The 25,703-nt window shown below is 65.2% G+C and carries 20 protein-coding genes and 1 pseudogene; 10 read left to right on the top strand and 11 right to left on the bottom strand.

What is annotated here, in order from left to right:
- The first annotated feature begins 7 nt into the window (after positions 1-7).
- On the top strand, positions 8-400 hold the full coding sequence (locus tag ASE52_RS04455; protein ID WP_010465441.1) for a carboxymuconolactone decarboxylase family protein: 393 nt from the start codon (positions 8-10) through the stop codon (positions 398-400).
- Positions 401-415: 15 nt separating this feature from the next.
- Here ASE52_RS04455 and ASE52_RS04460 read toward each other — a convergent pair whose 3' ends face one another.
- Entirely contained in the window at positions 416-961 is a 546-nt protein-coding gene (locus tag ASE52_RS04460; protein ID WP_010465438.1) for a PAS and helix-turn-helix domain-containing protein, read from the bottom strand.
- A gap of 76 nt (positions 962-1,037) precedes the next feature.
- On the opposite strand from ASE52_RS04460, the gene ASE52_RS04465 reads away from it, so the two are divergent.
- The gene (locus ASE52_RS04465) at positions 1,038-1,745 is read left to right on the top strand and encodes a CoA transferase subunit A (protein WP_010465436.1); all 708 of its coding nucleotides are present in this window, start codon (positions 1,038-1,040) and stop codon (positions 1,743-1,745) included.
- Between the two features lie 2 nt (positions 1,746-1,747).
- On the top strand, positions 1,748-2,386 hold the full coding sequence (locus ASE52_RS04470) for a 3-oxoacid CoA-transferase subunit B (RefSeq protein ID WP_057224103.1): 639 nt from the start codon (positions 1,748-1,750) through the stop codon (positions 2,384-2,386).
- A gap of 125 nt (positions 2,387-2,511) precedes the next feature.
- On the opposite strand, the gene ASE52_RS04475 is transcribed toward ASE52_RS04470, so the two are convergent.
- The 9 genes from ASE52_RS04475 to ASE52_RS04515 form a co-directional block, all read right to left on the bottom strand.
- Positions 2,512-2,805 carry a hypothetical protein gene (locus tag ASE52_RS04475; RefSeq protein ID WP_057224104.1) on the bottom strand — a complete coding sequence of 98 codons (294 nt, stop codon included), beginning with the start codon at positions 2,803-2,805 and terminating at the stop codon, positions 2,512-2,514.
- A 51-nt stretch (positions 2,806-2,856) separates the two neighbouring features.
- Positions 2,857-3,150 carry a hypothetical protein gene (locus ASE52_RS04480; RefSeq protein WP_057224105.1) on the bottom strand — a complete coding sequence of 98 codons (294 nt, stop codon included), beginning with the start codon at positions 3,148-3,150 and terminating at the stop codon, positions 2,857-2,859.
- Positions 3,151-3,424: 274 nt separating this feature from the next.
- A complete protein-coding gene (locus ASE52_RS04485; protein ID WP_057224106.1) occupies positions 3,425-8,104 on the bottom strand; it encodes a LamG-like jellyroll fold domain-containing protein in 4,680 nt (1,559 codons plus the stop codon).
- A gap of 280 nt (positions 8,105-8,384) precedes the next feature.
- The gene (locus tag ASE52_RS04490) at positions 8,385-9,566 is read right to left on the bottom strand and encodes an ABC transporter substrate-binding protein (protein WP_057224107.1); all 1,182 of its coding nucleotides are present in this window, start codon (positions 9,564-9,566) and stop codon (positions 8,385-8,387) included.
- Between the two features lie 6 nt (positions 9,567-9,572).
- Entirely contained in the window at positions 9,573-10,421 is an 849-nt protein-coding gene (locus ASE52_RS04495; protein ID WP_057224108.1) for an aldolase, read from the bottom strand.
- A gap of 56 nt (positions 10,422-10,477) precedes the next feature.
- Positions 10,478-11,482, bottom strand: a complete 1,005-nt coding sequence (locus ASE52_RS04500) for an aldo/keto reductase (protein WP_057224109.1) — start codon at positions 11,480-11,482, stop codon at positions 10,478-10,480.
- Positions 11,479-12,513 carry an ABC transporter permease gene (locus ASE52_RS04505; protein WP_057224111.1) on the bottom strand — a complete coding sequence of 345 codons (1,035 nt, stop codon included), beginning with the start codon at positions 12,511-12,513 and terminating at the stop codon, positions 11,479-11,481. The genes ASE52_RS04500 and ASE52_RS04505 overlap by 4 nt, the downstream gene beginning before the upstream one ends.
- A complete protein-coding gene (locus ASE52_RS04510; protein WP_057225198.1) occupies positions 12,510-14,027 on the bottom strand; it encodes a sugar ABC transporter ATP-binding protein in 1,518 nt (505 codons plus the stop codon). The genes ASE52_RS04505 and ASE52_RS04510 overlap by 4 nt, the downstream gene beginning before the upstream one ends.
- Positions 14,028-14,038: 11 nt before the next feature.
- Positions 14,039-15,088, bottom strand: a complete 1,050-nt coding sequence (locus ASE52_RS04515; RefSeq protein WP_057224113.1) for a substrate-binding domain-containing protein — start codon at positions 15,086-15,088, stop codon at positions 14,039-14,041.
- 180 nt (positions 15,089-15,268) lie between these two features.
- On the opposite strand from ASE52_RS04515, the gene ASE52_RS04520 reads away from it, so the two are divergent.
- From ASE52_RS04520 to ASE52_RS04550, 7 genes are all read left to right on the top strand, one after another.
- The gene (locus ASE52_RS04520) at positions 15,269-16,822 is read left to right on the top strand and encodes an FGGY family carbohydrate kinase (protein WP_057224115.1); all 1,554 of its coding nucleotides are present in this window, start codon (positions 15,269-15,271) and stop codon (positions 16,820-16,822) included.
- A complete protein-coding gene (locus ASE52_RS04525) occupies positions 16,819-18,600 on the top strand; it encodes a glycerol-3-phosphate dehydrogenase/oxidase (protein WP_057224117.1) in 1,782 nt (593 codons plus the stop codon). The genes ASE52_RS04520 and ASE52_RS04525 overlap by 4 nt, the downstream gene beginning before the upstream one ends.
- Position 18,601: 1 nt before the next feature.
- Entirely contained in the window at positions 18,602-19,357 is a 756-nt protein-coding gene (locus tag ASE52_RS04530) for a GntR family transcriptional regulator (protein ID WP_057224118.1), read from the top strand.
- Between the two features lie 557 nt (positions 19,358-19,914).
- A complete protein-coding gene (locus ASE52_RS04535; RefSeq protein WP_035198430.1) occupies positions 19,915-20,514 on the top strand; it encodes a sigma-70 family RNA polymerase sigma factor in 600 nt (199 codons plus the stop codon).
- Between the two features lie 50 nt (positions 20,515-20,564).
- A complete protein-coding gene (locus tag ASE52_RS04540) occupies positions 20,565-23,087 on the top strand; it encodes a serine/threonine-protein kinase (protein ID WP_057224120.1) in 2,523 nt (840 codons plus the stop codon).
- Complete coding sequence (locus tag ASE52_RS04545) at positions 23,084-24,241, top strand: cellulase family glycosylhydrolase (protein WP_158004140.1); 1,158 nt, start codon at positions 23,084-23,086, stop codon at positions 24,239-24,241. Before ASE52_RS04540 ends, ASE52_RS04545 begins: the two co-directional genes overlap by 4 nt.
- A gap of 2 nt (positions 24,242-24,243) precedes the next feature.
- Positions 24,244-25,317 carry a cellulase family glycosylhydrolase gene (locus ASE52_RS04550; RefSeq protein WP_158004141.1) on the top strand — a complete coding sequence of 358 codons (1,074 nt, stop codon included), beginning with the start codon at positions 24,244-24,246 and terminating at the stop codon, positions 25,315-25,317.
- A 208-nt stretch (positions 25,318-25,525) separates the two neighbouring features.
- Here the strand turns inward: ASE52_RS04550 and ASE52_RS26165 are convergent.
- Positions 25,526-25,703: pseudogene (locus ASE52_RS26165) on the bottom strand (DUF4148 domain-containing protein); the annotation flags it as partial.

Below are 25,703 nucleotides of genomic sequence, written 5' to 3' on the forward strand. Positions count from 1 at the left end.
AGCCCGCATGACGCAACCCCCATCCACCAAGGACTTCGACAAAGGCCTGGCCACGCGCAAGCAGGTCATGGGCGAGGACTTCGTGGCCAATGCCTTCGGCAACGCCACGGAATTCACCCAGCCGATTCAGGAGTTCATCACCCGCAATGCCTGGGGCGATGTGTGGCAGCGTCCGGGGCTCGACCTGAAGACACGCAGCCTGATCACCGTGGCTTTCTTGACCGCTTTGGGCAAGCAACATGAGCTCAAGGGCCATGTGCGCGGCGCACTCAACAACGGCGCCACCGCGCAAGAAATCCAGGAAGTGCTGCTGCACGCCAGCATCTACTGTGGCTTGCCCACGGCCGTGGAGGCGTTCCGTACAGCGGCTGAGGTGATCGACGGGCCCAAGAAGGGATGAACCCAGTCGCGGCCTTCAGCCCCCCGCGAGCAGTTTGTGCACCAGGTCCGCTGCGGTGGACGCGTTGTACTTGCGCATGAGGCGGGCACGGTAGATCTCCACCGTGCGGTGGCTGATCTCCAGCGCCCGGCCGATTTCCTTGGAGGTCAAGCCCTCCAGCAAGCGTGCGGCCACCTCGCGCTCGCGGCCCGTCAGCTCGGCCTTGACGGGGCGCTGCGAACTGAGGTCTTCAAAGCTCCAGATGCCCGATTCATGGGGAGCGTCGCGGTTGAGCGCGCGGCCTGACACATGGCACCAGAACACCTCGCCGTTGGCGCGTTTCATGATGCGGTTGTCGGCGTAGTGGCCCTTGGCGTTCAGGATGGGTTCCATGTGCGCGCCCAGGCGTTCGTATTCGTCGGCGCTTGGGTACAGTACCTGGAACGACTGGCCAATGAGCACCTCGCGCGAGGCGCCGAACATCTCGCAGACCTGGCGGTTGCAATCGACCATGGTGCGATTGCGTGACAGCACCAGGCCCACGGGGGCCATGTCAAAAGCGAGTCGGTAATCAACGTCCATAGTGCAAGTCTTTACGGAATACTACTTAATCGGGTACGTAGTATCGTAGCGCATCCAAATTCACAAGGAGATCGTGGTGAACAAGTTATTCCCCTCCGCAGCCGAAGCCTTGAAGGGCGTGGTTGCAGACGGCCAACTCATGGCCGTGGGTGGCTTCGGTTTGTGTGGCATTCCAGAAGCGCTGATCGACGCTTTGCGCGACTCCGGCGCCAAGAACCTCACCGTGATCTCCAACAACGCAGGTGTGGATGGCTTCGGCCTGGGCAAACTGCTGGAGACCCGACAAATCAAAAAGATGATTTCGTCCTACGTGGGCGAGAACAAAGAGTTCGAGCGCCAGTACCTGGCGGGCGAACTGGAGTTGGAGTTCACGCCCCAGGGCACGCTGGCCGAGAAGCTGCGCGCTGGCGGCGCTGGCATCCCGGCTTTCTTTACCAAGACGGGTGTAGGCACCATCGTGGCCGACGGCAAGGAACTGCGCGAATTTGACGGCGAAACCTACGTGATGGAGCGCTCGCTGGTGCCCGAGGTCTCGCTCATCAAGGCCGACGTGGCCGACAAGTCCGGCAACCTGCGTTTCAACCTCACAGCGCGCAACTTCAACCCTGCGGCTGCCACTGCCGGCAAGGTCTGCATTGTGGAAGTGGAGCGCATTGTGGAAGTTGGCGAGCTTGCCCCAGACGACGTCCATCTGCCCGGCATCTATGTGCACCGCATCGTGCTCAATGCCAACCCCGAAAAGCGTATCGAAAAACGCACGATCACCGAGAAAGCAGGAGCCTGAACATGCCGTGGACCCAAGACCAGATGGCCGCCCGCGCGGCGCAAGAACTCGAAGACGGTTTCTATGTGAACCTGGGCATCGGCATCCCCACGCTGGTGGCCAATTTCACCGGTGACAAGGAAGTGTGGCTGCAGTCCGAGAACGGCATGCTGGGCATTGGCCCGTTCCCCACCGAAGACAAGGTGGACCCGGATCTCATCAACGCTGGCAAGCAGACCGTGACCACGATCAAGGGCTCGTCGATCTTCGGCAGCGACCAGTCGTTTGCCATGATCCGTGGCGGCAAGATCAACCTGTCGATCCTCGGTGCGATGCAGGTCAGCGAAAAGGGCGACCTGGCCAACTGGATGATCCCCGGCAAGATGGTCAAGGGCATGGGCGGCGCGATGGACTTGGTGGCAGGCGTCAAGCGCGTGATCGTGCTCATGGAGCATGTTGCGAAGAAGAAAGACGGCACGGAAGACATGAAGATCCTGCCCCAGTGCACGCTGCCCCTCACAGGCGTGGGCGTGGTGGACCGCATCATCACCGACCTGGCCGTGCTGGACGTGACGCCCGAAGGCCTCAAGCTCGTGGAGCTGGCACCCGGCGTGAGCTTCGAATCGCTGCAGGCCAAGACCGGCGTGACCGTGCTGCAGTGATCGGTGTGCTGCCGCGCCCTTCACGGGCGCGCGGCGAACAATACAAAAAAGGCCGGGGCCCCGTGAGGGGCTCCGGCCTTTTGCATGGAGGCTGCAGTGCGGTCTGCAGCGTTGCCTTGCGTGGATTACAGAACGCCGATCTCGCCCGAAGGGATCTGGCCAGTGCGCACGGCTTCGGCTGCAGCGGCGCGCACGGCGGCGCGGTCGGCCTTCGACTGGTAGGTCGCTACGCGGGAACCGGCAGGCTCCATGCTGTGTGTGCGGGCCTCCACAGCGGCTTCGGCAGCCACTTCGGCGCGGGTGCGGTTGGTCTCGAACTTCAGGGCGAACTGCGAGCTGTCGGCTTCATCGGCGTAGGCACCAAAGGAGGCGAAAGCGGCAACGGCGGCGATGGACAGGAAACGTGCGGTGTTGTTCATTGTGATTCTCCGATCAAATGGGGTAGGGGGCTTGGTGCGGGGCGGTGCGGATTACAGGTAGCTTGCTTCGCCCGACGAGATCTTGCCGGTGCGCAGGGCTTCGGCAGCCTGGGCACGCACCGCGGCGCGGTCTGCCGTCGATTGGTAAGTCACCACGCGGGAACCAGCGGGTTCCATGCTGTGCGTGCGGGCCGTCACTGAGGCCTCGGCAGCGACTTCGGCGCGTGTGCGGTTGGTCTCGAACTTCAGGGCGAATTGCGAGCCATCGGCCTCATCGGCGTGGGCGCCGAACGATGCAAAAGCAGCAACAGCGGCGATGGAGAGGAAGCGTGCAGTCGTGTTCATGATGAAAATCCTTGGAAGATCAAAAAAGCGTCTCAAAAACCGGGACAAAAACCTCTCTGAACCGGGTTCGGTGAGTCGCCTTGCGGGTTCGGCTCATCGATGGGTTGAACTGTACGCCTGAGGTGTTCAGAGAAAAACCATCTGGTCGCGAACTGACTATTCCAGTTTTGGAAATATTGGTGCGGAACTGGCGCGCACAAAAAAAGCCCGCAGTCGCTTGGCGACTGCGGGCCTCGCAGGCCGGACCTTGGGGCGGCGCTGCAGCGCCGCCTGGTCAGGGCAACTGTGTCCAGTTCTGGTTGTTGCCGCCGTTGCAGGTCCAGGTGACCAGTGGAATATCCTGCGCCGTCGAGTTGTTGGGCACATCCAGGCAGGCCCCCGATGCGCGGTTGCGCAGCGTCGACCCCACCATGCTCCACTGCGCCGTGTTGCCCGTGCTGCAAGCCAGTTGCACCACGCCAGCACCACTCGCCGCCGCGCTGTCCTGCGCCAGGCACAGGTTGCTGTGCCGCGCCACCAGTTGCACAAAACCGCCCGCCACGGTGCGCACCGTAAAGGTCTCGTTGGCCGCCGTGCCGCAAGGCCACTGGATCGCGACCACACCGCTGTTGGGTGACGCGCCGCGGATGTTGACGCACAGCGTGCTGTGCGGCGAGCGCAGGCGCGTGGTGAAGTCCGTCGCCGTATCCAGCGAGCGCACGTACTCGGCCAGCGCCTGCCGGTCGGCAGCAGGCAGGCTGCCGGCATTGCCGTGGCCCCCCGCCATTACATCCAGCACGCTCGCCTTCTGGCCGTTGTGCAGGTAGGACTTGGCAGCCCAGCTGCCGATCAGCGTGGGCGTATCAAAGCCCAGGCCGGCCAGCGGCTGGTTGCCGCCCTTGCCGGACGATGGCTGGATCGTGCCCACGTCATGCCGCAGCCCGTCGGTGAGCGTGCCGCCCGCGTGGCAGCTGGCGCAGTTGGCACTGGCAAACAGGGTCTGCCCGCGTGCCGCCTCTACCGTGAGATTGCCGTCGACCGCACGCGCCGGGCTGCGCATGTACTTGTTCAGCGAAGTAAGGTAAGCCGCGAGGTCGTCGAGCTGCGCATTGCGCCCGGCCTTGGGCGCGCCCAGCGGGTCGGACGTGGCTGCAAAGTCGGCGTCGCTCAAAAAGCCCGTGCCCCCAAACGCGCTGCGCATGTCGTTCTCGAAGTCCTGCACCTCGTCGAAGTTGGCGCTCCAGTGCAGCTTGCCGTGGCCCAGGCCGCGCCGGCCCTGCAGGCTGATGGTGCGGCGCAGGCCCTCGCCACGTTGGGTGAAGTCCCACACCATGCCGTCGTCGCCGCCATCGGCGTGGCAGCTTGCGCACGACATGTAGTTGTCCTTGCTCATGCGCCGGTCGGCCGCGTTGTAAAACACCTGCTTGCCGCGCAGTGCCGCGGCCGCCAGGGGCTCTTGCGCCACCGTGGCCACGTTCTGCACAAAGACCGCCGCCGCGCTGCGCGATGCCAGCACATCGGCCACATCGTGCACGGTGACCGAGCGCGCGAGGAAGTTATTCACGAACAGCCGCTTGCGCGAGGCATCCAGGTACAGCCCGTGCGGCGCGCTGCTGGCATTGATCTCGCCGCGCACGGCGCGGGTGTAGGCATCGACGATGGCGATGTTGTTGCCCTCCATCTGCGCGACAAACAGGTAGTCGCCCACCGGGGAATACAGGGCCGCACGCGCCGGTGCCCGGTCGTCGAAGTCGATCTGCTCGGCCAGCAAATGCGTGCCCTGCGCCAGGTCGACCTGCGAGAGGATGGAGCGCACCGTCTGGTCGTGTGGCAGGTCGTTGCCGTCGCGAAAGCGCCCGCGCACGATGTTGTCCTTCTTGCCCGGCAGCACCGCACGGCCGCCGTCGGGCGAGATCACCACCTGGCTCAGGTAGTTGGCCACGCCGCGCGAGCTGTTCTCGGTGTCGACCGTGGTGGTGTCGACCGGCAGCGCAATCGTGGACACCAGCGCCATGCTGCTCAAGCCCACCTTGTGCAGCTGCCCGCCCGTCATCCTGGACTTGAAGCGCGTGATGTAGGCGGTCTGCGAATCGGCCGCCACGGCAATGCCGCGCAAGTCGCCTTCCAGCGCGAGCGTGCCCGTGGTGCTGCCGTTGGCGGGGTCAAAGGCAATGAGCGTGGACTTGCTCTCCAGCGTCAGCAGGCCCTTGGCGCCGTTGGGCGTGAAGGCCACGCCGTACGGCCCGCTGCCGTAGGCCAGCGTGATCGTGGTCGAAATGCTGCCGTCCGCAGGGTTCAGCGCCACCAACTTGTCCTCGCCCTGCACCGTGACCCAGATGCGGCCATCGGGTGCGCGCGCCAGGGTTTTGGGCTCGTCGCCCACACGCGTTTCCCAGCGCTTGGCGAGTGACACTGCATCGATGGCGGCCACCGTGCCGCTGTCCGGGTTCACGGCATACACGCTGTTGGCGTCGCCCACGATATTGCTCGAATGCGTGGGCGCGGTGGCGGTCGCCGGGAAGACCACGGTCACGTTGTAGGTGTAGAAAGTCTCCCGGCCCGCAGCATCGCGCACCGTCAGGGTCACGGTGTAGTGGCCCGGGCGGTTGTAGGCGTAGATGGCATTGGCCTGGGCTGAGAAGTTGGTCTGCGTGCCGTTGCCAAAATTCCACCGGTAGGTGAGGCCCGTGCCGCCGCCCAGGCGGGTTGGGTCGAAGGTCAGCTGCCCATTGACCAGCTGCGGGGAACCGCTTACGGCAACGTCGCCAATGATGGCCTGCGAGCGCAGTTGCGCCACGTCGGCATCGCTGAGCACGCGGCCATAGACCCGCACGTCGGCCAGGCTGCCGCGGAAGAAGTCGGCATTGCCCTGTATCTGCCCGAGCAGCGTGAACTTGTTGGACAGGCCTTTGGTCCCGGTGAGCCCGGTTGAGCTGGTCTTGGTGCCGTCGACGTACACCGTCTGCGCGCCCGACGCGGCGTCGCGTGTCATCACCACATGGTGCCAGGCGCCATCGTTCACCGGGGCGGTGGAACGTGTGCCGGGGTTGTTGGCCGCGACGTTGCCCACCGACAGGTTCACGCGCCCGGTGTTGTCGAGCCAGCCCCAGAACACGTCGTCGGCGCCGTTGGCCTGGTCGCGCCCAAAAATGCCCGGCGCGGTCCAGGGGTTCGCCGAGCCTGCCTGTGTCGTCTTCATATAGAACGCAACTGAGGCCGTGCCGCCCAGGGCAGTGGCCAAGCTGTCGTTCTTGAGCGCGACGCCGCCGGTGCGTTGCGCAAAGTTCAGGCCCAGGCCCTCGAAGCGGTCGGCCGCCGAGGCCGTACCGTTGTTCGCACCGATCTCATCGGTCAGCGCGCTGGTCAGCGGCCAGTGGTTGCTCAGGCTGATGTCGGTGGCGTTGCCGGTGTGGAAAACAGCCCTGTACTCTGTAGCGATGCCGTTGCCCGCATAGTCCTTCACTCCTCCGGCCGTCAGCAGAATTTCGTAGCTGGTGCCAGCTGCCAGGGGCTGTGCAGGGTGGAAATTGATGATGCCCAGCTGCACGCTGTAGGTGCCGGCCAGTGTGTTGCCGTTGACCGGCCGCACGATGAAGGTGCTGGCGGTCACGCTCTCGGGCAGGATGCTGTCGGTGAGGCCCACGCCGATGCGTGAGGTCAGTGCCTGTTGCTTGGCGCCGTTCGTGGGCGATGTCTGCTTGACGGCGGGTGGCGTGGTGTCGCGCGCCGTCTGGTGCACGATGAAACCGCTGCCCGAACCGTGGTCGTTGCCGATGAACAGCAGGTTGCCCATGGGCGCCACCTGGCCGTGGTCGGAGTGTGAGTAGTCAGGATGGTTGGTGGCGAACAGGCTGCCCTGGCCTACCTCGACATGGTTGAGCGGGTTGCTCACGTCCACCTTGTGCACCTTGAACTGCGCGCCCTGGAACACGTAGTGGTCCTGCGTGCCGCAGTACAGCTGTTCGTCGATCACGAGCCGGTTGTCTTCCACCACGAACTGTGTGCGGTCGGACAGGTCATAGCTGTACATCTTGGCGCCATTGCCGCGTGCTGATGCGTGCAGGTTTTTGCCATCAAAACAGGTGGCGTAGTAGTTGGGGTTGGAGCCCACGGTGTCGAGCACCTTGGGGTTGAGTGGGTCGGAAATATCCAGGCTGGCAAAGCCGTCGGTGTTGTCCATCGAGGTCAGCACCATGTGGTTGCCCATGGTGAAGATAGGCCCCACACGAAAACCGCCCAGCTCGCCCGTGGGCACGGGGTTGGGCTTGCCGGCGCCGCGGTTGGCGATCACGGCGTTGACCGGGTCGCTGGCGTCCACGATGTATACCCCGTCGTTGGCAGAGGCCACATACAGATACGGCGCCTGCCACCACAGCTGCCAGGCCACGTTGGCGTAGTCGCCACCGTTCACGGTGGGTAGCGCCAGCTTCTTGACCTGCTGGATATTGTTGATGTCGGTGAAGTCCCAGAACTCGACGCCCTTGATGCTGGGCACCACCACGTATTGCTTGCCGCCGATCTTCGCGGTGCCGAAAGAGTGTGCCTCGCGGAACTCTTTGGTGCGCCCCTCGGGCTCGTAGATCTTTTTTACCAGCACGATGGCGCGCGGGTTGGACACGTCGTACAACAGAAAGCCCCCAGGGCCCAGCCCGCTGTCCGGCGCAAAGGACGTGAGGAAGTAGCCGTTGAGCATGATGCCCACGTTCAACCCGTAGTCCTTGCGGCCTGGGTAGGTGGCCGGCACATCGCCCGAGGCGCGGGTGATCATGGAGACCGGCTTGAAGAGCTCGGCCGAGGTGTAGGTGAGGTTGCCCAGGCCCGGGCCCTGCAGCGCCAGCGTCGCCTCGCCGGCTCGCGTGACCGTGGTCACCATCGTGCTCAAGGTGGTCATCGGGCTCACGCCCGTGATCGCCGCGTGCGTCATCAAGGTGGCGAATGGCAGCAACAGCGCCAGCAAGTAGTACCGGATCTTCATCGTTGTCTCCTGGTTAGGGTGGGTCCTCGCGGGACCTTTTTTTCTCGGTCTTTCCGACAGGCCGCTGTAGGTCGAGCGCACGCAAACACGCGCAGGCGCTCCCGGCCGATGGCGCGTGTGCCACCGGCCGCAGGGCTCTTCTTTTTCTTTCTTCTCCCTCGCTCCCTCTCTTCTCGTTTTCTTCTCACCCATCGGCGGTGGCGGGGCAGGCCCGCTCTGTGCCTGTTACGGCACCGGTCGCCAGGCGCCCACGACCAGACGGCCGGGCGCGTTGGGGGACTTACTTCTTTCTTTGCACGAACAGGTTGCGGCGCGCATCCTCGGGATAGGCGAAGGTGACGGCGGAATTGCGCACCAGCCCGACCACCAGCATGTTCTGGCTGATGGCCTCCTTGTCCTCTGGCGAAAAGGGCTTTTCGTACGTGGCGACCACTCCGTAGAAGACGCGGGGAATCGTCTCCAGCGCGTGCTTGACGGCCGGCCCACTCAGGTCGCCGTTGTGGATGCCGAGCAAGGCGTAGGTCAGCAGGTAAGTCGCGTCGTACGCCTGGGCCGCTGCCATGGGCACGCGGATGCGCGACATGCTGAACTTGCGGGCATAGGTGCTGAGGAAGGCGGCGCGGCGCTCGTTGCTCGGCTCGGCAATAAAGGTCTGCGCCATGAGTGATCCTTCCGCGCCGCCATACGCGCCGTCGATGTAGTTCGGGAAAGAGAGCGGCCAGGCACCCACCTGAGGGACTTTCCAGCCCAGGGTCTTGCGGCCGTTGGCAATGGTGGCGGCCTCAGGGCCTGCGGCGTAGCTCAGGATGACGTTGGCGTGGGCTGCCCTGGCCTCGGCCAGCTGCGCCGTCACTTCCTTTGCGCTGGCTGCGACGCGCGCTACGTATACGGGTTTGACGCCCTGTTGCGCCAGGGCTTGCGTGACGTCGTGCAAACCGGCGCTGCCGTAGTCCGTGGTGTCGGCAAACACAGCCACCCGGCTCCAGCCGCGCTTGAGAATGTCGTCGACGATGAACGACGCCTGGATCGCATCGCGAGCGGCGGTGCGAAAGATGAAACTCTGCGCCGGGGGCACCTTGGTGGTGAGCAGCGTGCCGGTGGCGCACGGGATCACCAGCGGCACCTTCGCTTGCTGGAAGACGTCCACCACCTTCATGCCCACGCCGTTGTCGCACACGCCAATGGTGGCCACCACCTTCTGGGCCACCAGCTCTTTGGCGGCCGCCAGGCCCTTCTCAGGGTCGGCGAAGTCGTCCTTGATGTCTAGTTCCAGCGGGCGCCCCAGGTAGCCACCCACTGCATTGATCTCGTCCACGGCCATGCGGATGCCGTTGAGCATGGTGGTGCCGACATCGGCCGAGCCGCCGGTGAAGGGGCCGATCACCCCGATACGCACCGGCGTACCCTGTGCCAGTGCGCTCGCCGAAAACAGCGCTGCCGCGAGGATCCAGGGCGTTTTCATGGAGGGTCAGGCCGGCGTGGATTCGTACAGGCGCCATGCCTCGGCAGCGCTGGCGCCGTGGTGGATCATGGACATCAGCGCATTCACCACCGCCGAAGGGTTGGCGTGCTGGTACACATTGCGCCCATAGACCATGCCCGATGCGCCCTGGTCCATCAGCACACGCGAGCGTGCAAACACCTGCTGCAGGTCCTCGCGGCCGCCGCCGCGCACCAGTACCGGGCAGCGCGCGGCTTGCACCACGCGGTGGAAGTCCGTGGGGTCCGTAGTGGGGTCGGCCTTCACGATGTCGGCGCCCATTTCACGCGCCAGGCGCACCAGGGTGACGATCTTCTCGGCGTCGCCATCGACCATGTAGCCGCCCTGGTCGCTGTGCGGGCGCATGACCAGCGGCTCGATCATCAGCGGCATGCCGTAGCGGTCGCAGTCGGCGCGCACGCGGGCGATGTTGGCCACGCACTGGCGAAACAGGTCGGGCTCGTTGGGCAGCATGAACAGGTTGACCACCACACAGGCGGCGTCGCGCTGCACGGCGGGCAGGACCGGGTCGTGCTCGTTCTGCAGCACGGCCCACATCACGCGGTGGGCGGTGGCGTTGTAGGGGTTGCCCATGTCGATGCGCATCACCAGCGCGGGCTTGTCGCGGCCCGGACGGTCCTGCAGCAGGTCGGCCTGGCCGTAGTTGAGCTGGATCGCATCGGGCCCGGCGGCCACGAGCTTGTCCATCACCTGGGGCATGTCCTCCAGGCCATTGAGGAACGAGGGTTCGTTGCAGACGCCGTGGTCGAGCGCGATATCCAGGCAACGTCCGTTGGTGAGCAAACGGTTCAGGCGCGCGGTCTTGTCCTTCGACATACGAAGAGGTCCTTGTGAAATTGGAAAGAGAGACGGGGAAAGAGAAGCGGGCGATGTCAGCCCAGCGCACGCAGGTGGCGGGCTGCGGCATCGTCGATGCGCTGCACGGCCTCGCGCGGGATGTCGATGGCGCCGGCCGCGGCGTTCTCCACGGCCTGCTGGCGCACGCGGGCACCACACAACGCCACCGACACGTTGCCGCTGGCCACGGTCCAGGCAATCATCAGCTGCCCGAACGAGCAGCCGATCTGGTTGCGCACGGGTTCAAGCTCCTCAAAGAATGCCTTGAGCTTGGCGCGGTTGGCCGTGCTGAAACGCGGGTTGGTGGCGCGCTGGTCGTCGCCGGTGAACTCGCGCGCCGGGTCGATGGGGCCGGCCAGCAGGCCCAGCGCCAAGGAGGAATAACCCAGCATCGCCACGTTGTGTTGGCTGCACAGGGGCGTTAGCGTGTGCTCGATCTCGCGGTCGATCAGGCTGTAGCGCTCCTGCGCCGCATCCACCGGGCCGTAGCGCAGGTATTCCGACAGCGTCTCGGCGCTCACGTTGCTCACGCCGATGGCGCGGATCTTTCCCTGCCTCTTGAGGGTGAGCAGCGCGTCCATGGTCTCCTCGACCGGGGTGGTCCCATCCTGCCAGTGCGTGATGTACAGGTCGATGTAGTCGGTCTGCAGGCGCTTCAGGCTCTCCTCGGCCTCATGAAAAATCGACTCCCGGCCCAGGTAGCGGTACACCGGGTGGCCGTCTTCATCAAAGAAGTGCGTGCCCTTTTGGGTATGCCACACCAGGCCACACTTGGTTGCGATCACGGCTTCATGGCGGCGGCCCTTGAGTGCGGCACCGACGATGTTCTCGGAAGCGCCCAGGCCATAGGCGGGCGCGGTGTCGATCAGCGTCACCCCGGCGTCGAGCGAAGCGGCAATGGCCTCGGTGGCAGCAGCGCTGTCCTGCCCGCCCCACATCCATCCGCCCATGGCCCAGGTTCCGAGGCCAATGGCCGAGCATTCAATGCCCGAGGGCCCGAGGGTGGTGGTCTTCATCTCTGCGTTCAGCACGGCATTCATCGCTTGGTCTTTCGGGTGTTCATGAGGTGGTCAATGGTCACGGCGGTCAGCAGGATCAAACCCTTGATCACGTCTTGCCAATAAGGCGATACGTCGAGCAGGATCAGCGAACTGGTCACCACCGAGAGCAGCGCCAGGCCCAGCACGGCGCCCAGCACCGTGCCCGAGCCGCCCTTGAGGCTGGCGCCGCCGATCACGGCTGCCGCAATCACGTTGAGTTCCATGCCTACGCCAAAGGTGGGCGTGGCTGCGCCGAAGCGCGCGGTGTAGATCACGCCGGCGAGGCCGGCCGAGGCTGCGCACAGCACCGTGACCCAGAACTTCACATGGCCTACGCGGATGCCGGAGTACAGCGCCGCCTTCTCGTTGCTGCCGGTGTAGAACACGCGGCGCAGCAGGCTCGCGCGGCGCAGCACGAAGTCGCTGACCACCACGATGGTGAGGAAGATCAGGATCACCGCCGGAATGCCAAACAAAGTGCCCTGGCCGATGAACTTGAACTCGGCGGGCAGCGAGAACAGCGACTGGGGCGTGCCCTGCGTGAGCGCAAGGCACAGGCCGCGCACGATGACCATGAAGGCCAGCGAGGCGATGAAGTGGTTGAGCCCGATGCGCACTACGCAGCCGCCAATCATGGCGCCGATGAGCGCGCTGGCGGCAATCGCGATGAGCCCGGCCGTCCACGGGTCGAACCCCATGAGAAAGAGCTTGCCCGTGACCACCATCGCAAAACACACCACGGAGCCGACCGAAAGGTCGATGCCGCCGACGATCAGCAAGATGGTCATGCCCACCACCACGATGCCCTCGATGGAGAACGACAGCAGCATGGCGCGGATGTTGTCCCAGGTGAGGAAATACGGCGACGCGAAGCTCATGCCCACGCACAGCGCGACGATGATGACCAGAAGGCCCATCTCGCGCATGCTGGTGAGCTTGGTACCGCCGGGTTTCCCGGGCCCTCCCGGTGCCTCGCGCGGAGGCTGCAGGCCGGCCACGATGCCGGCGTCAAGTTGTGCGGGGTGATTCATGCCATCTCCTCTTGTCGTTCCAGTCCAGAGGCCAGCCGCAGCAGGGCCTCTTCGGTCATGTCTTTGCCTTGCACCTCGCCCGCGATGCGGCCGTCACGGATCACCAGGGCTCGGTCGCACAGCCCGATGATCTCGGGCAGCTCCGAGGAGATCACCACCACGCCCACGCCCTGGCAGGCCAGGTCTCTGAGGATGTGGTGGATCTCTGACTTGGCGCCCACGTCCACGCCGCGCGTGGGTTCGTCCATCAGCAGCACCGCCGGGTTGGTGGCCAGCAGCTTGGCAATGGCCACCTTCTGCTGGTTGCCGCCCGACAGGCTGGCCACCTCGATCTGCACGCCGTCGGACTTGAGCTTGAGGCGCGTGCCCAGCTCCTGCGCCAGCCGGTGCTCGGCCGCGCGCTGCAGCAGGCCGAATCGCGAGCTCACGCGCTGGAGCGCCATCGCCGCGATGTTCTGGGCGATGGGCAGGTCCAGGTACACGCCTGCGGCCTTGCGGTCCTCGCTGAGGTAGGCGATGCCGGCGCGCAGCGCGTCGCTGTATTTGCGAACGGTGAGTGCCTTGCCGCGCAGGCGCACGCTGCCGGCCGTGGCAGGGCGCAGGCCACACAGGGTCTGCGCCAGTTCGCTGCGCCCGGCGCCCATGAGCCCGGCGATGCCCAGAATCTCCCCGCGCTGCAGGGTGAAAGACACGCCGTGCACCCGCTCGCCGTCAGCCAGGTCGGCCACTTCGAGCACATGCTCGCCGCGGTCGGCATCCTGCTGCTTGGGTGGGTAATAGCTGCCTAGGTCGCGGCCGACCATGCGGCGCACCAGGTCGTCAGCGTTCAGCTCGGCCAGCGGGCCCGAATGCACATTGCGTCCGTCGCGCAGCACTGTCACGCGGGTGCAGTGCGCAAAAATTTCGGCCATGCGGTGGCTGATGTAGATGATGCCGATGCCCTGGTCCTTGAGGTCGTGCAGCACGCGGAACAGCGCTGCCGACTCGTTGTCGGTGAGCGCGGCCGTCGGCTCGTCGAGGATCAGCACCTTGCAGTCGAGCGTGAGTGCCTTGGCGATCTCGATCAGCTGCTGGCTGGAGATGGAGAGATCACTCACCCGGGCAGCGGGGTCGATGTCCTGGCCCAGGCGCGCCAGCACCTTTGCGGCCCGTGCATTGAGGCTGCCGTAGTCCATCCACGCCTGTTTGCCGGCGTTGATCTCCGGCATGAAGATGTTTTCGGCCACGGTGGCGTCGGCGCACAGGGCGATCTCCTGGTGCACCAGGCCGATACCCAGGCGCATGGCCTGGGCCGGACCATCGATGGCCACCACCTGGCCTTCGAGCACGATCTCGCCCGCGTCCGGTTGGTGGATGCCATCGATGATGTTCATCAGCGTGGACTTGCCCGCGCCGTTCTCGCCGCACAAGGCGTGGATCTCGCCCCTGTGCAGCGAAAAATCCACGCCCGAGAGCGCATGCGCAGCGCCGAAGCGCTTGCTGATGCCGCGCAACTCGAGCAATGAAGAGCCCATGGCGTTGCTGCTCACTCGTTGATGCCCTTGGTACCGCGGCGGGTGAGGTACTTGTCCCAGTAGAAGTCGTCGGCGTTGGCCTTGCTGACCACCGCCAGGCCGTTGTCCAGGAAAGGCACGGCCATGGGGTTGGCGCCGTTTCGCTTGGCGTCGTTCATCGGGTCGATGAGGCCGGGGTTCTTGGCCAGGAACAACATCATCATTCCCATGTAGCCCTGCATGCCCTGGTTGGGGTTGATGGCGCCGAACACGTCGCCGGACTTGATCATGTCCAGGATCTTGGCGTTCACGTCGCAGCACATCACCTTGATGTTTTTCTTGGATTCGACCTTGGCCTGCGCTGCACCCAGTGCCGAATTGGCCTCGGGCATGAACAGCGCGCCCAGGTTGGGGTTGGCTTGCACCAAGCTCTGCACGGCCTGGTAGGCCTTGTTGGGGTCCTGGTTGCTGGCGGCGCGGCCAACCAGCTTCATGCCGGGGTGCTTGGTCTTCATGCGGTTGACAAACGCGGCGATGCGGCGGTCGTGGTTGTCCTGGCCGGGGTTCTCCAGCACCGCGAATTCGCCCTTGCCACCCATCGATGCCGCAATGGCGTCGGCGGCCTGGGCACCCTCGCGGTCATTGTCCGACGTGATGAACGACGTGCGCTTGGAGTTGGGCGAATCGGCCGCGAACGTGACCACCGGGATGCCCATCGCGGCAGCGCGGTTGATGGGCTCGATGAACGGGTCAGGGTTCATGGGGTGCAGCAGGATGCCGGCGGGCTTGCGGGCCAGTTCCTGCTCGAACGACGCCAGCTGCTTGTTCACGTCGTACTCGGGCGTGCCGGTGTAGCGGGTCTTCACGCCCAGCGTGCGGCCGAGCTGCTTCATCATTTCGTAGACCGGAAACCAGTACTCCACACCCGAGACCATCACGTTCATCACGTAGACGTCGCTCGCGTTGCCGCGCAGGCCAGCACCCGCTGCGGGTGCGGCGGCTGCCTGTTGCTGCGCGAAAGCAGTGGTACCGGCCAGACCGATACCGGCAGCGGCCGCGGACTTCAAGAAATTACGCCTCATGTTTTGTCTCCTCTTTGTTGAGTGGCACAGCTTGCGATGCTGCTCATTGACAGCAGCTTCGGGTTCTTGGTGTCACGACAGTTGTTATGACAGGTAGAATGTAATCATGGATCGATTCACTAGCTAGTTAGGGGAAACACTACTGGAACTACCGCCTGATCCGGCAGAAGCTGTTATGACATGAAGACCAACATACTCATCGGCATCGACCTGGGGTCGAGCAGCCTCAAAGCCCTGGCCCTGGAGGCCGCGACCGGCCGCACCGTGGCCTTGTCCCGCATGCCCCTGCTGCACAACCGTCTGCCCGGCGGCGGCTGCGAGGTGCCTGCCTCCGTGATCCGCTCGGCCCTGGCCACCGTGCTGCGCGACGTGTCGCACCAGCTGGGCAACCGCGTGGGCGATGTCCGCGCCATCGGCTGCACCGGGCACGGTGCGGGGCTGTACGCGCTGGGCACTGACCAGGAACTGGTGGGCGGCCGGGCCGTGGCCTCGACCGACCAGCGCGCCGACGCGCGGGCGCAGTCGCTGGCGCGCAGCCATGGCGAGCGGCTGCTGGTCGACGTGGGCTGCCAGCCCTGGCCGGGCCAGCCCACCGTGATTGCGGCCGAGCTGCTGGGCAGCGATGCCGTGCGCAGCGGCGCCGTGCAGCGCCTGATGTTCGCCAAGGACTACGTGGGCTTTCTGCTCACGGGCGAGATCGCCACCGATGCCAGCGATGCGAGCACGGCAGGGCTGCTTACGCTGGCCACGGGTACCTGGTCATCGACGGCGTTTGCCGCCTCGGGCATTGCAGGCTTGTCATCGCAGGCTTTTGGGCCGCTGGTGCAAAGCGGCAAGCCCATCGGCACGGTACAACCGCTCGCGGCCGTGGCCCACGGCCTGCCCGCGGGCATTCCCGTGGCGATGGGCGCGATCGACCTGCTGGCGTCGATGACCGCCATCTGCGCCGAAGAACGCGGCCGCACGGTGTCGGTGCTAGGCACCTGGTGCGTCAACGCTGTCATCGGCCCGGTGATGGAGCCGCAGCCTCGCGTGGCAGCCACCGTCAACTTCGGCCCCACCAAACGGCGCCTGTACATGGAAAACAGCCCCTCGTCGATGGCCAACATCGCCTGGCTTGCCGGCGTGTTGGGCCTGCCGGATGCGCGGGCGGTGGTCGACCTGGCGATGTCCGTGCCGCTGGGCGCGGGCGGACTGCGCTTTTTGCCTTTCGTGAACGGCGGTGGCGGTGTCACTGCGGGGTTTGTCGGCCTCAAGAGCCACCACACGCGGGGCGACATGGCCCGCGCGGTGGTCGATGCCACGGCGGCGCTGCATGTGCGCCACACGGCGCGCCTGGCGGCGGCGGGGCTTGCGGTGTCGGAGTCCACCATCCTGGGCGGCGGCGCGAGCGACACGCGCCTGGTGCGCCTGCTGGCCGGCCTGCTCGGGCGGCCGGTGGAGCGTTGCGCCGACGATGAGACCGGTGCGCGCGGCGCGGCGATCTACGCAGCGATGTCGCGCGGTATGGATACGGAGCCTTTGCGCGCGCCCTGCGACACGGTCGAACCCGATGCCCGCCAGGCGCGGGCCCATGCGGACTACAACGCGGCCTTCAACGAATTGATCGACACCATGGCGCCCGTGTTTGGCCACCTGGCGGGCAGCGCAGCCCCGCCGCCGTTGCAGCAGCCACAGCAAGCGCCACCGCAGCGCGCGGCGGCGCCCTCGCCCAGCGTGGAGGTGTTGCCATGAACAGCACCAGCAGCTTCTCGCCATCGCCCTTCGTGCGCCCAGCCGCCGTGGCGGGCCGGCATTTTTCGACCGTGATCGTCGGCGCCGGCATCAACGGCGTAGGGGTGTTCCGTGACCTTTCGCTGCAGGGCGTGGACTGCCTCATCGTGGACAAAGGCGATTTCAGCGCGGGCGCCAGCAGCGCGCCCTCGCGCATGATCCACGGCGGCCTGCGCTACCTGGAGAGCGGCAGCTTCTCGCTGGTGGCCGAGGCCACGCGCGAGCGCAACCTGCTGCTGCGCAACGCGCCGCATCTGGTGCAGCCTTTAATGACCGTGGTGCCGCTATCGAGCTTTTTTGGCGGGTTGATGAGCAGCGCACTCAAGTTTTTGGGCCGCACACCGCCCCAGCGCACGCGCGGCCTACTGGCGGTAGCCACGGGGCTGCGCCTGTACGACCTGCTGGGCCGGCGCCAGCGTGTGATGCCCAACCACCGCATCGGCCGCGTGCAGCCTGCGGACCGCCTGCTGTTTCGCACGGCGGTGCGCTGGACGGCCACCTTCTTTGACGCTTGGATCAGCCACCCCGAATGGTTGGTGCTGGAGCTGATGCGCGACGCCTGCCGCGACGAGCCGCGTTCGGCCGCCACCAACCACTGCCGCGTGACGGGCTGTGCGGGCAAAACCATCACGCTGCGCGATGAGATCACGGGCGAGGTCGTGCAAGTCACCGCTGACAGCGTAGTGAATGCCAGCGGTGCGTGGCTGGACCGCAGCACCGCGCTGTTCGGCGGCGCCGTGCCGCGCGTGATGGGCACCAAGGGCTCGCACCTGGTGCTCGACCACCCGGCGCTGCGCGACGCGCTCAGCGGGCGCATGGCGTACTTCGAAGCGCTTGACGGGCGCGTGTGCATCGTCTACCCGTTCCTCGGCCGCGTGCTGGTCGGTTCCACCGACATCCCCGTGGACGACCCGGACCAGATCGCCACCGAGCCGGCCGAGGTGGACTACCTGCTCGAGGTGCTGGGCGAGGTGTTCCCCAACCTGGCCTTCGGCCGCCGCGACGTGGTCTACACCTATGTGGGCGTGCGGCCGCTGGCGCGGTCGGATGCAGACAAGCCGGGACAGATCTCGCGCGACCATTCGGTGGTGATCGACCCTCCCTCGCCATTGCGCGATATCCCGGTCGTGGGTCTGGTGGGGGGCAAGTGGACCACCTTTCGCGCGCTGGCCGAGGAGGCAACCGACGAGGTGCTGCGCCTGCTGGGGCGCGGGCGCACGGCTTCGACCCGGCAGCTGCCCATTGGCGGTGGCACGGACATGCCGCAGGGTGCGGAAGCAACGGAGCGCTTCATCGACCGCATCGCCCAGGATTCCGGCCTGGGCCGTGTCCGCGCCCAGGCACTGCTGCGCCGCTACGGCACCCAGGCCTTGCGCATGGCCAAGCATTTCAAGGTGGCCGGCGACGTGACGCTGCAGCATGCACCCGACTACTCGGCGGCGGAGGTGGCCTGGCTGTGCACCGAAACCGGCGTAATCCACCTCGACGACCTGGTGATCCGGCGCACGCTGCTGGCCATTCGCGGCCTCGTCACGGACGCGGCGCTGGCCGAAATGGCGGGCATCGCCGCACAGGCGCTGGGTTGGGATGCGGAGCGCGAACAGCAGGAACTGCACAATTGCACCACCGCACTGCGCGAGCGCCATGGCGTGCGCCTGGCCCCCGCAGTCCCCGATTCCGATGCAGCGCTGGCTTTCCATGCATCATTGACCAAGCACCCGGCCCTGAGCCCGACCTGACGTGAATTCACCGACCGAACTCCAGCCCCTGCTCGACCGCAACTCCGAATCGCCCCTGTGGGCGCAGTTCCGCGATGCCCTGCGCCTGCAGATACTGCAGGGCGAACTGGCCATCGGCGCCAAGCTGCCCTCCGAGGCCGAGCTCGGCGAGCAGTTCGGCATCTCGCGCATCGTGGTGCGCGAGGCGCTGGCCGACCTGGTGCGCAACAACCTGATCTACAAGATCAAGGGCCGCGGCGCGTTTGTTGCGGCGCGCGAGCGCGACGAGGATTTCGTCTCCACCGTGCTCGGCTTCTCCGACGAAATGGAGCGCAAGGGCCGCTCGGTGCGCACCCAGGTCCTCGTGCAACAGCTGCGTGACCCCACACCACAGGAGATCAGCGCGCTGGGGCTCACGGACGACACCCAGGTGGTCGCGCTCAAGCGGCTGCGCAGCGTCGACGGTGAACTGCGCCTGCTGGTGGAAACCGTGGTGCCCGCGGACCTCGCGCCCGGCCTGCACCGCATGCGCCTAGACGACCGCTCACTGTACGACGTGCTGCGCCGCCAGTACGGCGTGCGCCTGGTGCGCGCCGAGCGCTGGATCGACGCCGTGCTGCCCGACGCCGAGACTTGCGGGCTGCTGCAGCTCGAGGACCCCGAACCGCTGCTGCGCATAGAGTCCATCGCCTATGGCGCCAACGGCCGGCGCCTGGAGTATTACAACGCCTTGCACCGCTGCAAGTCGAGCCGCCTGCATGTGCAGACAACAACATAGGAGACTGTGCGGAGTTCATTTTTTAGCATCCCATGGCTGTGGCCGAAATTCCATGATCCGAAAATTTCAGTGCTCCATCGCGCTGTGTATCACCCGCAGCCCATGAAACCGGCGCGGCTGCTATCGGAGGCTGCGGTGCAAAGACGGCCGTGTCGCTCTGGCGGCGTCTCCCTTCCTGCTGCGAGAGAAGTCATCCCATGCGAATGATGGCCTTGGTTATCGGTGCAATAGCTCTGGCATGTCTTGGCGCTGCCCTTTGGCTGCTCGCCGCAGCCGCTGGGCTCTACTGGGGGCCTGAGTACGCTCCTGGTTCCGCTGGCATGCCTGGCTACAAGGCTGCAGGTGTGGAGGCCGATGGAGGTGGAATCTTCTTTCCAGGCTTTCTTGTCCTTGCAGTCGGTGTTTTTCTGGGCAAGTTCGCGCTCAATCTGTGGCGCAAGCCCTAGGCTTGTTGAGGGCCGCCCCGGCAGGCTGCGGCTTTGAAGGCATCAAACCGTGATCGAGAAAAGAGGGCTGAAAACACCCCTATGATCGCGCCGAACAAATCCGGGTTCGCCATGCCAACGATTGCCTTGTCCCATCCTCCTATTACGCAGCTACTGAATGCCTGGTCCGAAGGGAAGGACCAGGCGTTGGAGAAGCTGGTCCCGCTGGTCTACGCAGACCTGAAACGCATCGCCCAGTTTCACATGCGGGGAGAACGCGACGACCATGTGCTGCAGAGGACCGCACTGGTGCACGAGGCCTTCATGCGGCTGGGCGAGCAACGCGGCAATGCGTGGTCCTCGCGCAGCCAATTTTTTGGCTGGATGTCCACGTTGATGCGGCGCATTCTTGTGGACCATGCCCGGAGCCGCGATGCGATGAAGCGTGGCTTTGGCGCCACGGACAAGAGCCTGGATTCCATGCAGGAGGAATCGCCCGACGAAATGCTGACTTGCCCCTCGAGCGATCAGTGGCAAAGCCTGCTGCACCTCGACCAGGCGCTGGTGCGCCTGGAGCAACTGGATGCACGGCAGGGCAGGGTGGTGGAATTGCGTTTTTTTGGTGGCTTGTCGGTGGAGCAGACCGCCGAGGCGCTGAAAGTGTCCGAGGCCACGGTCAAGCGGGAGTGGTCCACAGCGCGCGCCTGGCTGCTGCGTGAACTGAACCCGTGACTGGTGTGGCGGAGCGGGGCACTGCAGCGCAAGCATTGCGCTGGCAGCGCATGAAGGTCATCCTGGCCGACGCGCTGGAGCTGCCTGCCGAGCAACAGCAGGCGTTTTTGCAGCGGCACGCAGGGGATGCCGAAGAACTTCTGGAACTGCAGGCCCTGAGGGCCGCAGGCCATGCGGAGAGCCGACTTCTCGATGCCGGCTCCGGCGTGTTCCTGGCGGAGGCAGTGGCTTCCCGGTTCGGGGCCGGTTGGTTGGGGCACGAGGTAGGCCGCTACCGTCTCGTCGAACTGATTGCCCGCGGAGGGATGGGGCAGGTGTATCGCGCAGAGCAGCTGGACGGCTCCCCAGGCCCGGATGTTGCCGTCAAGCTGATGCGCGACGGCCTGGTGGACGGGGCCTTGGCATCGCGCTTTCTGGCAGAGCGCCAGATACTGGCCAGACTCGAACACCCCCATCTGGCACGACTGCTGGACGGTGGTGTTGCCGACGGTGTGCCGTACCTAGTGATGGAGCTGGTTCGAGGGGTTCCGATTGACGTCTATTGCAGGCATCACGAATTGACGCTGGTCCAGAGAATCGAACTGTTCAGGACCCTGTGCCATGCCGTGCACTATGCGCATGGACAGGGTGTCGTCCATCGGGATTTGAAACCGGACAACGTACTGGTCACCGATCAAGGGGACGTCAAGCTGGTCGATTTCGGTATCGCCAAAAACCTGGGCGATCCACTTGTGGCAGGCACGGCCACCACGGTACGGGTCATGACCCTGGCATGTGCCAGCCCTGAGCAGGTGCGGGGCCAGAAAATCACGCCCGCCAGCGATGTGTATTCGCTCGGTGTACTCCTGTACCAGCTGCTGACGGGGCGGACTCCTTATCGGCTGGATGACTGCGCCGACGATCTGGAGGTGCGCAAGGCGATCTGTGAGACCCCACCCCTTCGTCCCAGCCTGGCCACCGCCGGTGCCGTTCGCCGAGCGCTCAAAGGGAGTCTGGATGTGGTGGTAATGAAGGCGCTGAGCAAAGAACCTGCGCAACGCCATGCGAGCGCGCAAGCGCTCTCCGAGGATTTGCGTCGCTATATGGAAAGCTTGCTGGCGGAGGCACAGCGACAGAGGCTTGGGCGTACGGCCAGCTTTGCCCATCGCAACCCCCGGGTGTGGACAGGGGCATGGGTGGCAGCCGTTCTGATGGGACTTGGGGGGCTGTGGTGGGGTTGGCATGCCTGGTCTGAGGCAACCCGCAAGGCAAGCGTGGAGATGCAGTTGCTCACCAGTGCCCGCAACGGGCTTGAAGCGGTACTGGTGCGGATGGAGGCAGAGCAAGAGCCATTGGGCTCTGCCCAAGGGCAGCAGGCGCTGGTCCGGATGGCCCTGGGCCAAGTGAGTGGGCTGGCAGCGAAGGCCACTGGTGCCGACGCTGCATTGCATGCCGAGTTGGGGCGTTCCCATCTGCGCATTGCGCGGGTGCAGGGCGGACCGCAGGGTGTGCATCTGGATGACCGTGCCGGTGCGATGCGAAACTATGGTGCAGCGGTTGCGGCGGTGGATCGGGCCGTGCACCTGGGTTTGACTGGGAAAGCGCTGCGCCAGGCTCGCCATTCCAGAGCCGCAGCCCGCGGCGCATGGGCGCGCCTGTTGGCACAGGAGGGCCGGCCACAGGAAGCACGGGTGCTTGCTGGCCGGGCCTTGGTCGAGGCGCGGGAGGTCAGCCAGGAAGATCCCAGCTCCTGGGAGGGGCGCTGGTTATTGGCCAGCACGCAGTTGGATATGGCCCACACCCTCAGCCTGAAAGAAGAGGGGCCAGCGATGGAGGATTCTCTTCAATCTTCTCGGGACCTGCTGGAGTTGATGCATGAGGAGCGTCCTTCAGATGGGATGGTGGCCCAGGCGCTGGCGGACAACCACGTGCGGCGTGGCCAGCGTTTCTTGCACGCCGATCTGCCAGCCGTACGCAGTGTGGAGCAGGCGGCAAGTGCTTTCGAAAAAGGACGTGGGCTGCTGGAAATACTCCTGCAGGCACAACCGCGCAGTGTTCACCTGCAGCTGGACCTGGCGCTGGTACATCGCCACCTGGGCGAAGCACTGTGGCGGGCCGGGAGGAGTGCTGATGCCTTGGTAAGCGGCCAGCGTGCACGGGACTTACTGCACACCCTGTGGAAAGGTGCTCCAGACCAACGCCTGTTGCAGTTGCATTGGGCAGAGGCCTCTCAGTCGCTTGGAGAACTCCTGTTGGCCGTTGGGTCGGCCGACCGGGCTGTGCAGGCCTTGGCCCCAGCGGTCTTGGCCCTGGACGCTCTGGAGCCGGGCCTTTCCGGCGATCGCAGGGGGGAGCTTCGGCATGCTTCCGCCCGTTATGCCTTGGGCAAGGCGCTGATGGAGCGGACCCCAGTGTCCGCCAATGCGCTTGCCGACCCCATCCCACCCGATTGGTCGCTGGCATGCAATCATTTTCGGCGGAGCCTTGAGCGGCTCCAACCCATGCAGCCACGCTGGACGGGGGACCCACTGCTGTCTGATGCCACACGTGTCCTTGAGATGCAACAAGTGCTTCACACATGCCCGAGCGCGTGAAACCTGTGCGTATGCTGGACAACCCGCGCTCCGTACTGCGGGGGGCTTTCCAGGCGCTGCTGTGCTCCATGCTGCTCTTGTGCGCGACGGCGTCACTGGCAAGTGCTCAGGCGGATCGTGCGTCCATTGGATCAGCCCCTGTCTTCCCGCCGCTGGGGGTGGAGCGCGGGGCGTCCCGCAAGGCCTGGGCCGCTGCGGCGGCATTGTCACGCGGTGTCAACCTGGCTGTCTTTGCGGCCCCGCGCGAGGGCGACTGGGGACTGCGCATGGACGAGCAGTGGATCGAGACGCTCGCCAAAGCCGGCTTTCGCAGCGTGCGCCTCTCAGTGCGCTGGAGCAACCATGCTTCTGCAGGGCCGCAAGCTGTTCTCGACGAGGCGTTTGCCCGGCGCATTGACCGTGTGGTGGAAGCCTTGCTGGCCAACGATTTGCGGGTCGTGATGAACATGAGCTTCTACAGCCAGCTCAACGGTTGGGCCTTGCACGAAGGGGAAACCCCCGTGGCTGCGGCCGTTGTCCGCACCCGCTTCGTCAATATCTGGAGGCAGCTGGCACAGCGCCATGCCCATCGCTCCGACCGCCTGCTGTTCGAGTTGTACAACGCACCGCAGGGAAATGCGCAGGAGTGGAACCGCCTGGCTGCAGTGACCGTGGCCGTGATCCGGCAAAGCAATCCCAGCCGGATCATTGTCATCGCACCCATGCGTAACGATGCTGCGAATCTGCCGTACCTGTCATTGCCCCGTGATGCCCACCTGATGGTCACGATCCACAACCGCGAACCGCAGACGTTCACAAGCCAGGGCTCTCCCTGGTTTGCAGGTTCCGAGGAATGGCTGGGAACCCCGTGCTGCAACGAGCGGCAGCGCCTGGAGCTGGCGCGCAACCTGGATCGCGCCAAAGCATGGTCCGACGTGCACCGCTATCCCGTCTGGCTTGGGTCTTTCGGTGCGGCCAGTACGGCGCCCATGGATTCGCGGGCCCGCTATCTTCGCCAGATGCGCGACGCGGCGGAAGCCCGTGGCATGTCCTGGTCGCATGCAGATTTTGCAGCCAACTTCAATGTACAGGATCCCCCCCTGGACTCGGGTATCTACGACGTGGTGAAGCGCCAATGGCATCGCTCCCTGCTGGATGCGCTGCTGGGGCCTTGAACATGGTCCTGATTCCTTCTTCCTGGGCACGCTGGGGTTTTTTGCTGGCGATGCTTTGGTGTGGGGTCGGGCACGCACAAGCACCACTGCCTTCCGGCCCGCCGCCGTATCCGCTGGGGACGCAGTCGGGTGCTTCGCGGCAGGCATGGGTGGCAGCCGCCGCCTTGTCACGGGGAATTAGGCTCGACGCCGCGCTGGAAACTTCCACCTCGCTTTCGGAGAGCAGTTCCACTGCTGAGACGATTGCCAGGGCCGGGTTCCGGACGGTGCGGTTGACGGTGCCGCAGTCCTCGCTGCATTCAGCCTGGATGGTGGAACTAGGCCAGGAATCGCGTCTCGCCTTGCTGGACGAAACCATCGAAGCGCTGCTCGCAAGGGGGCTGCACGTGGTGCTCGGCGTGCGGGATGGTGGCACGGAGCACGCAGGCAGCCCGCAGATGCGGGAAGAGAGCTTGCCAGCCGCGCAGGCCAGGCATCGCCAGTCCGTGCTGATCTGGCAGCACCTGGCCCGGCGCTATGCCAGCCGTCCCCAGCGATTGTTGTTTGAAGTCTCCTTCGCGCAGGGCGCTGCCAGCACGCTGAAAAACAGGCAAGCAACGTCACTCTTGAAAGCCATTCGCAAGAGCAATCCAACGCGGGTCCTGGTGCTGGGCTGGGCCGATGCCATTGGCCTGCCCCAGTTGGAGCTACCGGGCGACAGGCACCTCATTGTGGGCATCACCCATGTCGAGCCGTTTCGTTTCACCCGCCAAGGGGTTTCTGGTATCTCCGGGGCTGAGCAGTGGCGTGGAACGACCTGCTGCAGCGCCCAGGAATTGCAGTTGATGGCTTTGCCACTGGATATTGCAAAAACCTGGTCACTGGAAAACAGGTACCCCGTATGGGTGCGGGATTTTGTGTCCTACCAGGACATCCCCATCGAACTTCGTGCTCGCCACGCCCGCCTGGTGCGCCAAGCCGCCGAGGAGCGCGGGTTTTCCTGGGTGTATGGAGATTTTTCTACTGATTTCGGTATCTACGAAACGGCTTCCCATGTGTGGCAAATGCCGCTGCTGCAGGCGCTGCTAGGGCCATAGAGCTTGGAGGTGTGGGCTGCACCAACAGGTGTTCTTCTATTTTGGGACGACAGCCGGCGGCGCGCGCCAAAAAAAAAACAGGCTCCCACATGGGAGCCCGTTTTCATGCATGCAATCGTCGTTGCACGTCGTGTGTGGGGAAACACTTCCACATGGTGGCGGCATCCACGACCGTGAAATGCCACCACCACGGGGAGGCCCGCATTCTCTACATGGCGCCGATTTCGCCAGAAGGGATCTGGCCAGTGCGCAGGGCTTCAGCAGCCTGGGCACGCACCGCAGCGCGGTCAGCGGTGGACTTGTAGGTCACCACACGCGAACCAGCAGGTTCAATGGAGCGGGTCTGTGCCACGGTAGCGGCTTCAGCAGCCACTTCAGCGCGGGTG

The sequence above is a fragment of the Acidovorax sp. Root275 genome, from assembly GCF_001428965.1.
Lineage (GTDB): Bacteria > Pseudomonadota > Gammaproteobacteria > Burkholderiales > Burkholderiaceae_C > Acidovorax > Acidovorax radicis.